Origin of the sequence: Ekhidna sp. (genome assembly GCF_040220215.1) — a bacterium.
GTDB lineage: Bacteria > Bacteroidota > Bacteroidia > Cytophagales > Cyclobacteriaceae > Ekhidna.
The window spans coordinates 355693-365956 of record NZ_JAVJTR010000025.1 but is presented as its reverse complement, the minus strand read 5'-3'; the positions used below and the strand labels follow the sequence as shown (position 1 = coordinate 365956).

Below are 10264 nucleotides of genomic sequence, written 5' to 3'. Positions count from 1 at the left end.
ACAAAGGGGTAATTTCATACGTAAATTGGACTTTTTGAGCAATTAATTGACCCTTTTGATGAGCGGGTTCACCTTAATATGAGATGTCTGCAAAAAGGATAGTACAATTCGAGGGCTATTCGTTTATAATTATTCGGTAGCTGACAACAGTTTCATCACGACCCTCATTGTCAAAAATATGAAGAAGATAAATACCTTTTGAAAGACCAGATACATCTATCTCCTTTTGTCCATCAAAGCCTTGCTGCATTTTATCATGCCATAAAACATTGCCCTTAAGATCTACCAATTGTGCGTTTACACTTCCTGATTTAAGATGCCTGTATCTTATTTTTAACGTTTCTATTACTGGATTTGGATAGACCTCAAGGTCTTTGAAGTATTCGAGGATTAATCCCAGAACTCGATCTATGGTTATCTCAATGCCTGCTTCGCTTACAAATGCTTCCAGTTTAAATTCTGTATCACTTACCCCCAACTCTCCAACTTCAAACTCAACTTCAGCTGCATCATCTAATGGAATTCCCGGATACTCCACAAAAAACCGATAAACACCCTCTGGTAAGAATCCAAACTTAAACTCTCCATTTTCATCTGTTTCACCATACGCCACCAACACAAAATCATTATCGTCTTGCCCGGTTCTTCCCCCACCTGTCTTTCGCCTCAAGCCACATTTTCTCTTAGCAGCTCTTCTTCTTGCATCAATACGACTTCCCTCCTCCGGAAAATCCTCCTCTATGAGTACATCAAGCACCCCTGGCCCCTCGGTCAGTTCTTCCGGTACCTCTGTCATTCGTACCTGGATTGAATTTCCGGCCCTGAAAAACAATGTATCTGCAAGTTGCCACTCAACCTCATCACCAAAGTAAGTCGGAATAAATAATTCTTTGTTGCTTGGGTCAATTCCACACAGATAATCCCCAAGAACAACATCCTGGAATGTAAATGAACTTGCAACATTGGTAGCAACTTCCAACGTATCAAATCCTTGCTGACGTCTGATCGCTTCTAATAAATACCCTGAAACAGGATTTTCCAATGGATCGTCGTTTGCGTCCACGATCGTCATTTCTAAATCGGCAACAGCCCAAATAGTTTGAGGCTCAACTTGTAGGGTAAGAGCCGGAAGTTGAGGGTTTGTTACTTCAGCAGCAAACTCACCCATGTTATCATAATCAATGGCTACAATTTGAACTTGCCCATCAACGATATTAAAATCAGTTCCTTGAGATATGGCCTGTCCATTTCTTGAAAAAGAATATTCATTCGTGGAACCTCCGGTAGATATTGTCAATGAAGGATTTGATAAATGAGGCTGCTCAATTGGTATCCCACCGGTATCTTCATCAAAAAACAAATTCGGTTGCGGTGAATAGGTCAGGTTTGAAATTCCTACTAATGGCTCCAAATCATCAAACTCAAGCCTATTGGTTGAAACATCTAAGTCGATAATACTTGTAGTACTAAAGTCCATCAATCCGGTAATCTGATTATTGTGTAAATTCATTGCTGAGATAGCGTTAAGGCCACCAACAGCTTCACCGGTGAATGGATTAGGCATGTCTCCAGATGCTCCCTGGCCATTTAAGTCAACCTGATCCACCCGTGTTCGCGTGGAAGCATCTAAGGTGACCAAATCCCAATCTCTTAATCTGGCAGTTTCCCAGTTTACAGGCGTGTTCCAATTAGGCCCATCTAGCGCATTATATATTTGAACTAGAGCGGTTGAATCAGCTATAGTTACAGTGTCAATGATGGTTTTAACTGCGATCGTGTCAGAGTTTTCCGAGAGTACGCCTGACGTGTTTCTTAATCGTACCCGGTAGTAGTAGTTTGTTCCAAAATCTAAATCCTCAACGGTGACAGATGTCTCTGTTGTGACGAGGCTATCAAAACCCGGTAGATAGGAGGAGAAATCGCTTTGTGCAGAAACATCAACTTCATAGTTGAGTACATCAAGCCCCTGATCCCAATTCGCATCAAAAGAAGTGGAGGTAATAGAAGTAGCAGGAGTTGATTCAAATGTACTGGGGCTCACCTCTAAAGGCCTGGATTCGGTTATGCCCCAAACGTCATTCTGATTTTTAGCCCTGAAAAATATCTCATAATTCCCAACGGCTAAAGTGTCAGTCATAGCTACAATATCTTCCATTATGTTTAGTCCGGGGGTAGCTACCACAATATTGGCAGCAGATCCAACACCCGGATCATTGTCAATAAAATATTCTAGTGCTACGATATCACTTGCAGCTCCATTTTTATCTACATAGATCAGCCGTGTTTCAGTCAGCCCCCAGTTTCCGCCTTCTGCTTGACCTCTCATGCCCAACACGTGAAACCCTGTGGCTAGACTGGCAGTATTCAATGATTCTACAATTGACACATTATCAGTCGGAGTAAAAGAGGTTATTGAAGTCGCACTACCTACACCCGGATCAACATCAAAGAAGTATTCTAATTGACTCACATTAATAATTCCTCCGATATTTGATGGATCAACAAATACCAATCTTGTTTCGGTAGTTCCCCAGGCGCCCCCTTCAGCTCTTGCCCGCATTCCCAGCACATGAAAGCCTGTAGAAAGTCCAGAGGAACTTAGACTTTCAGTGGGAATTGAAATATTATTTGCTGCTGTAAATGCAGTGGTTTGTGTAGCTAATCCAACCCCAGGATCCACATCAAAAAAATACTCTATCTGATCAATGTTCACCAAAGAACCAACATCGGATTGATCAATAAAAACCAGTCTCGTTTCGGTAGTCCCCCAGGCACCCCCTTCAGATCTTGCACGCATTCCCAGCAAATGAAAACCTGTTGGAAGTCCTGAAGAGTTAAGGCTTTCGGTAGGTATGGAAATATTATTTGCTGCTGTAAATGCTGTGGTTTGTGTTGCTAATCCAACGCCCGGATCAACATCAAAAAAATATTCTATCTGATCAATGTTTACCAAAGACCCAACATCAGATTGATCGATAAACACAAGTCTTGTTTCCGTCAGCCCCCAATCTCCACCTTCTGCTCTTGCGCGCATTCCAAGAATGTGAAAACCGGTTGAGAGTCCGGAGGAATTAAGACTTTCAGAAGGAATTGATATGTTATTAGCCGCTGTAAAAGCTGTTATTTGGGTGGCTAAACCTACGCCCGGATCTGTATCAAAGAAATATTCAATTTGATCCACATTCACAATAGCTGCTTGGGAAGCATCCACGAAAATCAGTCGCGTTTCCGTAATTCCCCATTGGCTGTCACTCGGACGTAGGGATATATCAATATTCTCAAACGGTTTTAGCAAGACGCTTGCGTCTCCATTCACGTCATACGTTGGGTTTTCTGCTACATTTCTAACACGAACACCAATAACGTGAAAGCCAGTGGAAAGCGACGCGGCATCCGTTAAAATTTCGGAAGGCAAGCTGATCTGAGAGGAGGGTGTGGAAATGGTTATTGCCGTAGCACTTCCAAAGCCTGGATCCACATCAAAGAAATACTCCATTTGATAAATCTCCGGATATACAGTCTGCGAATAGGTTCTTGAAACAGAGATTTGAACCAGGAATAGCAGAGCAAATAATTTAGCAATATTATTACCCATGATAATTTTATTTGGGTATCAATAATTAGTTTCCTTCTGCCTCTATGGTCGCATTTAAATTATCCCCCTCCTTGATTATTTCAGGAAAGTTTAACACCTGAATTATTGGTAGTGGCGTTCCTGTTGTGCTGAAAGGTAGTGTTCCTCCTGTAATCCCAATATGTGTTGCATCGTTTCCGGCGTTTTCGGCTGGTGAGCCTCCGGGAATAGTAGGATCAAATGCAAAATCCCAATTATCAACAGGGCTGAAAGACAATTGAGGATCAAGGAAAATGCTCCCATTTTCCACGACACCAGTGCCTGTAGCAAAGCTGTTATCAGTATTCCCAAATGAGATATTGTTGTTGAAAGTACTGTTAGTTACATCTCCTGTAAGGGCATCTGTTCTGGGCGCTCGTCCATAAAAGATGTTGTTTGAGATGGTAGAAGTAGATATTTGATTAAATGCAAAATCATTCACATCATTTCCTAAAAACAAATTATTCTTGATGATTGCATTTAGGGTATTGACAGATCCGTAACCTCCGGATGAGGTAGTAGAGGACCCCATGATCACATTATTAGTAATCAAGACTGATGAAGGAGTGGTAGCATCAAAGGTAAGATCAAGAACTGCAGCAAAACCTGTATAATCACGCCCAATAATACAATTTCTTATAACCACATTACTTACTATCTTTCCTCCGTTACCTCCAGTTCCTGTTATAGTAATTCGGTCGGTAAGACAGTTCTCAATAAAGATATTTGAAATGGATCCGTCACCATTGCCAATTATAATTTCACCAGCAGACATCCCAGAAATTCGTGTCCCGGACGTACCGGTACCGATTGTGATAATATTGACATTGGAAGTATTCGGCTGTTCCTTGTTTGGGTTAAAACCTATTCCATATACAGTTAAGTTATCTTTTGTAATGGTGAAATCCGCATAAGTGACACTACTCGGAATAATGTGAATGATATCCCCTGCAGTCGCTGCTGTAACAGCTTCAGCAGGCGTAGCAAAAATATGCGCACCCGTTGCTGTAGACGGACGGTTATCAACGATCCATACCGATTGGGCCAACCCAGTTGTGCATAGGATCAACGAAAAAAATAAAGTTGCGAGAGTTTTCATAAGTGTAGTGGTTTTGGGTAAACCATATTAATTTACTTATAAAGACTCACAAGTCTCCTGTTTTTCCCAAAACAAATCTTAAATCTTCTCAAGATCCCTGATGATTTAAAAAATTACGCTGGATTAGTATTTTTTATCTCAAATAGGAAGTATGTCCATAATGTAATAGGCCCTACACAATATTAGATCGATTTAATGGTTTGTTAAAGTCAAACTTATACACGTATTTAATTCTGCAACATTTCTAAAGTTTAACCGGTCAAGCTCAACCCATTCAAACCCATAAACATTACCTCTTATAAAAGATTTAGACCTGTAATATTCATCAGTCAATAAAATAAAAGGAGTATTAGAAGTTTCATTAGAACTAAATTTGATTGAAATAAAAACGCCACTTTGGGAAAAGGAGATTTTATCGGCAATACTTACATTCTTCATATCTTTTTTTGAAAGATTAGAAATCGCATATGTCATAGAATCAGGTAATCCATTTTCTACGTTATATATGCGCAATTCAAACGATCCTTCATTATTGCCATTTACTAAATCAACTTGAATGCTTTCTATGAATAGACTATGTCGATTAATTGTATTGGGTATAAAACAACCTATCTCATATTGATCTTTAAGTTTGAATTGAATATCCCTACCTTTCAAGTATCCAGTTTTAAAATGCTTTCTTTTTAATTTACTGTTAACCACAACTTCTTCGAGATAGGTTACATTAGGAGGTAAAAAAATTGAATCACCTATTGATTCAAGGCGACCTACAATTTTATTAAACCCATCACTTATTACTTCAATTTTCCCTGATGTATGATTTAGCTCTATGACTCCCGTAACCCCCGATGTTAATTTCTCTGCACCAACCTCAATAGATGCATAAGGGACAGGAATTTTGGTTAGGCTGTCAACGATCACAATCCTTTTTTGCGCTGTTGATATGCCAATAGATAAAAATAAGATGATGGTTGAAAAAATGTATCTCATAAAATTTGAAAAGGGTGCCATTAAGCACCCTTTATTTAAATTATTCACATTTAGTGCTCCATTTAATCCAAAACCTGTAGGTGTCTGTACAACATACTTCACTAAATTCATTGTCATAGCATTCAGTCACCTTTCCCCAAAATTTTGCTTCCGCATTGTGCGAAAATCCAAAAGTAAAACATGCGGTTAGACAGGCCACCAAAATTCCTTTTTTAAGCTTTGAAAGCGATTTGATTTTGTTCATAATGATTAAGTTAGATTAAGTAGGTAAATCTAATCGAAATGATGAGTATCGCAAATACTGTAATCAAAAACTTTAAATAAGACGGTTGGGAATTACGCCAATACATTATCCATCGGTACTTGAACCGTCAGACAGCTCTAAGGATGTCCTGCTTTAAAGAACAGCATAAATAAAGTACCCTCCAAGTAGAAAACTAAAGGGTGATATAAGACGAACTTTCATTGGTGTGAGTAATGAAGCATTCCACAAAGCATATTGATGATGCAATCGTCTGGGAATAAGATAAAGTACTGCGGATGTTATTATCATAAAGTATCCGAAGTAGTTGAAAACAACAGGATATCTCGAAAAACCTGCATACAGAACTAGCGAAACGGCAGGAATCAATCTCAAAGTTATTTCTGAATAATTTATAAGGCTAGTACTGGCTGCTTTTTTAAGTGCAGCAATGGCTCTTTCAGGGGCCAATAACATTAATAAGCCTACAAATACGATAAATAAACCAAATGCTACTATTATCCATTTAGCCAATAATAGATAGCCCGCCATGGTTAAAACTTCACCCCAAGATCTATTGAAAAAACAGTGCTTCTCAATTGTAGGCCTTCTACTTCTGCCACTGCTGCTTCATTTACAGCATTTACCAGACCTCTTTGATATGAAAACCCTCCAAACAATGTGGTATTAATACCTGCCCTAAACTCGATACCAGCGCCAAGAATAACAGGAATATCTATTGGTGTAAATTTTTCAATGGTTGAATTTGTATCTAGATCCTCATTAAAAACCATTATTTCGAGAGCTGACCCAACCTGAAGATATCCTTTTAAATCAGGAGCAATTTCATTGGTAAATAGTTTTAAAGTAACTGGAATCTGCAAGTACTGTAACTTATACTCATCCTCAATTGTACCGTCAGCATTTTGGAAGGCCATACGTTTTGGAAGATAAATCAATCCCGAGCTCAAGAAATATGTTTCTGATAACGGCTTATCAGCTATTAATCCTATCGAAAATTTCATCTTCGACCCATCATTTTCCACTGTTTTTGCATCGTTCTTTGCCCGATTAGCTGTAACCACTGGTGCTAATTTTAGCCCCAGCTTAACTTGAGCCATGGAACCAAGTGATGCAAGAATCAGGAGTGAGAAAAGTAATTTCTTCATTCTTTAATTGTTGTTTGGGTGAACATTGCGACAAAAACCAGAGGCAATGTATAAAACAGGTATTGCCTGTCTAAATTTGGCATCAAAAATAGATAGTATGCGAGCAGTCCTCCTAATTATTTGCGTTGTTTTCTTGGTTTCCTGCACAAGGCAAACGTGTCGTGAATCGGTACAGCCAAAACCTGTTTCACTTGAGGTTGAGCGTCTTGAGCAAGAACTCTTTGAAAGCAATTCATCAAAAGATATAGAGGCGTTTCTTAAAGGTCATTCTGATTTTGCTCAATTTTTTCTGCACTCAGATCAATACCCGGCTGACTCCATTTTGGCAAACCGGATGTTTGGATTAATTCAGAATCCATCAATTGATACTTTATATCAGGAATCAGTAACTGCATTCAAAAACTTTGATCAGGTAGTTAAAACTTTAGAGGATGGGCTAGGTAGATTGAAAGTTTACTACCCATCAGCGCCAACTCCTAAAATTCAGACAGCAGTGACCGGCCTATACAATGATTTGTTCATTTCTAATGAACACATTATGATAGGGATGGATTTCTTCATAGGAAAAAATGCTTCTTACAAACCGCAACAAATCCCGGATTACATCCTTAGCAGATATACTACCGAACATCTGTCAGCTAGTATTCTACAGTTTATATCAAGTCAATTTATTGCAACCAGCAGAGGAGATGCCATGCTTGCTGAGATGATCGATTATGGTAAATCATACTATTTGTTAAGCAAAATTCTTCCATGCACACCTGAAAGGATCCTAATTGGTTACACCCAGAAAGAGTGGGAAGATGTATTTGAAAATGACAAAATCATCTGGGCAAACTTCGTCCAAAACGAATGGCTGTACGAGACAGATCACACCATGAAGCAACGGTTTCTGGGTGAGCGACCAAATGTTTATGAAATAGGTGAAAAATGCCCGGGCCGAATTGGCAGGTGGCTGGGCTGGCAAATTGTAAATGCCTATGCAGAAAAAACCGGAGCTACCGTCCAGCAAATCATGGCAGAAACAGACTTCAATAAGATCTTTACTGAATCGAAATACAAGCCTTCTAGCAGCTAATCTATTCCCCTCCTTGGAGGGGCTAGGGGTGGGTTATGCAGTCAATATATAAACCTCTGAATCTGTCACCTCAAACTTGTATTCATTGTTGAGGATTTTTAAAAGCTTGGTGATCTGAATGTCTTTATCATAGTAAAGTTCCGCCAGTTTCCGGCCGTTTCGTTGATACTTCGCCAATAGCTCGGGTGATTCTAAGAAAACCTTGATTTTTCGCACAAACTCAGTTTTAGAATATGGGTTGTGATGGAATCCACACTTGTTCTTTCTGATCAGGTTTTTAATCCAGCCATCAAAATTGATGATGGTTAGCTTCCCTGCTGCAAGAGAATCAAACAGCTTGTTAGGGCTTCCTGTTCCGAGCACTTTTACGTCCATAAATGAAACATATACTGCATCGCTTTTCCCCAGCAGGTTTTTTACACACTGTTTGCTGGAGTGTGGATAAAACGATACGTTTTTAAGTCTTTTACTCAATGACTTCAGTTTCTTCAGCTCAGAACCATATCCAATGATATTAAAATGAACGGGTAGGTTTTCTTCTCTCGATTGCTTTGCGGCATCAATAAAATATTCCAGCTGATTCGCCTTTCCTAATGCACCACAATAGGTGATTTGAAACTTGTTGTTTTCGCTGAAGTCACCCACGCTATAATCCGCATCAAAGAAAGAGCAGTCAGCCATATTGGGTATCACATACACTTTGGTGTTTGGGCTCACTCTCTCTATATAATTGCGAATAGCCGGTGATAAAGCAATGACCCTGTCCGCTTCAAAGTAGAATCTTTTTTCAAGTGAGTACAGCCACTTCTTTACGAATCGATTTTTGATGACCCCCATTTGTACAGGTGCCTCCGGCCATAAGTCTCCCACCTCAAAATAGTAAGGAAGATCTAATTCCTTCTTTAGATAGGTCGCTATGAATCCTGTTGTTAGAGGAGTGGTCATTACATAAGCCAGATCATGTTTGGAGAGACTTTTAGCTTCTTTACGGGCAAACCTTACAAAAAGATAGAATGCCCACAAGCGTTGAAAGAACCCAAAGCTATTATCGTATAGCACCGGCAAGTAATGGACTTCAATGCCATCTATCTTCTTTACTTCATAGGCAGCATTATGAGCCGTGATCATGGTCACTTCATGCCCGGCATCTACCAGACCTTTGGCCAGATAGTAGGATCGGATGGAGCCCCCTTCTTCAGGAGTTTTGAAATATTGGTGGACGTAGAGAATTTTCACCTCGCCTTAAAGTTGTCGTCTTCTTCTGAATTATCAGTTATGATTTCGAAGAAAACAACGTTAGTGTCGTTGACACGTATTCTTTGATGGAGTTTGAAGATGAAATCAGATAAAATCCTTCTCGAAGTACTTACAGAAATGTGTGATCTCACATTTCTCACATTGAGGTTTCCTGGCCAGGCATACATATCTGCCATGAAGGATTAACCAATGATGTGCTCTTGAAATATATTCTTCCGGAATGTGTTTAACAAGCTGCCTTTCAACTTCCAATGGAGTCTTGGCTGTTTGCGTGACCAGGCCTAATCTTTTAGAAACCCGAAACACATGTGTGTCCACTGCCATAGCCGGTTGATTGTACAACACCGACACTATTACATTGGCTGTCTTCCGTCCAACACCTTGAAGAGAAGTTAGCTCTTTGATCGTTGTGGGAATTTCTGAGTTGAATTCCTCCACAAGCTTCTTACTTAATGCAAGGAGGTGCTTCGTCTTATTGTTCGGATAGGAAACACTGCGGATGTAAGGAAAGAGCTCATCGAAGTGACTGGCTGCCATGTGATCGGGTGTTGGAAAATCCCTGAATAAGGAAGGCGTAACTTTATTGATCCTTGCGTCTGTGCACTGGGCGCTAAGCACCACTGCTACAAGTAGCTCAAACGGATTGGAGTATTGCAACTCGGTTTCCGGTTGGGGATAAGATTCTGAAAAGTATTTGACGAATGCTTCGTACCGCTCCTTCTTGGTCATATAACCAAAAATAGAGTAGAATAAACTGTCAGGTTGAGCCTGTCGAAACCTTTTTTATGTGATAGACACTTCGACAAGCTCAGTGTGA

Annotated in this window: 8 protein-coding genes; 1 reads left to right on the top strand and 7 read right to left on the bottom strand. The window is 39.8% G+C overall.

All coding sequences use genetic code 11. The features are described from left to right. Positions 1–115 precede the first annotated feature (115 nt). The 5 genes from RIC88_RS18060 to RIC88_RS18040 form a co-directional block, all read right to left on the bottom strand. Complete coding sequence (locus RIC88_RS18060; protein WP_350218969.1) at positions 116–3595, bottom strand: T9SS type A sorting domain-containing protein; 3480 nt, start codon at positions 3593–3595, stop codon at positions 116–118. A 25-nt stretch (positions 3596–3620) separates the two neighbouring features. After that, on the bottom strand, positions 3621–4712 hold the full coding sequence (locus RIC88_RS18055) for a hypothetical protein (protein WP_350218968.1): 1092 nt from the start codon (positions 4710–4712) through the stop codon (positions 3621–3623). A 192-nt stretch (positions 4713–4904) separates the two neighbouring features. After that, positions 4905–5813, bottom strand: coding sequence for a hypothetical protein (locus RIC88_RS18050; RefSeq protein ID WP_350218967.1), 909 nt, complete (start codon positions 5811–5813; stop codon positions 4905–4907). A 286-nt stretch (positions 5814–6099) separates the two neighbouring features. After that, the gene (locus RIC88_RS18045; RefSeq protein WP_350218966.1) at positions 6100–6495 is read right to left on the bottom strand and encodes a hypothetical protein; all 396 of its coding nucleotides are present in this window, start codon (positions 6493–6495) and stop codon (positions 6100–6102) included. A gap of 2 nt (positions 6496–6497) precedes the next feature. Then, complete coding sequence (locus RIC88_RS18040) at positions 6498–7112, bottom strand: porin family protein (protein ID WP_350218965.1); 615 nt, start codon at positions 7110–7112, stop codon at positions 6498–6500. A gap of 97 nt (positions 7113–7209) precedes the next feature. On the opposite strand from RIC88_RS18040, the gene gldB reads away from it, so the two are divergent. Then, the gene (gene gldB, locus RIC88_RS18035) at positions 7210–8190 is read left to right on the top strand and encodes a gliding motility lipoprotein GldB (protein WP_350218964.1); all 981 of its coding nucleotides are present in this window, start codon (positions 7210–7212) and stop codon (positions 8188–8190) included. A gap of 33 nt (positions 8191–8223) precedes the next feature. Here gldB and RIC88_RS18030 read toward each other — a convergent pair whose 3' ends face one another. Both RIC88_RS18030 and nth read right to left on the bottom strand, forming a co-directional pair. Then, on the bottom strand, positions 8224–9426 hold the full coding sequence (locus tag RIC88_RS18030) for a glycosyltransferase family 4 protein (protein ID WP_350218963.1): 1203 nt from the start codon (positions 9424–9426) through the stop codon (positions 8224–8226). Between the two features lie 105 nt (positions 9427–9531). Continuing rightward, positions 9532–10176 (bottom strand): endonuclease III, encoded by a 645-nt coding sequence (gene nth / locus RIC88_RS18025; protein ID WP_350218962.1) that lies wholly within the window; start codon positions 10174–10176, stop codon positions 9532–9534. Positions 10177–10264: the final 88 nt, after the last annotated feature.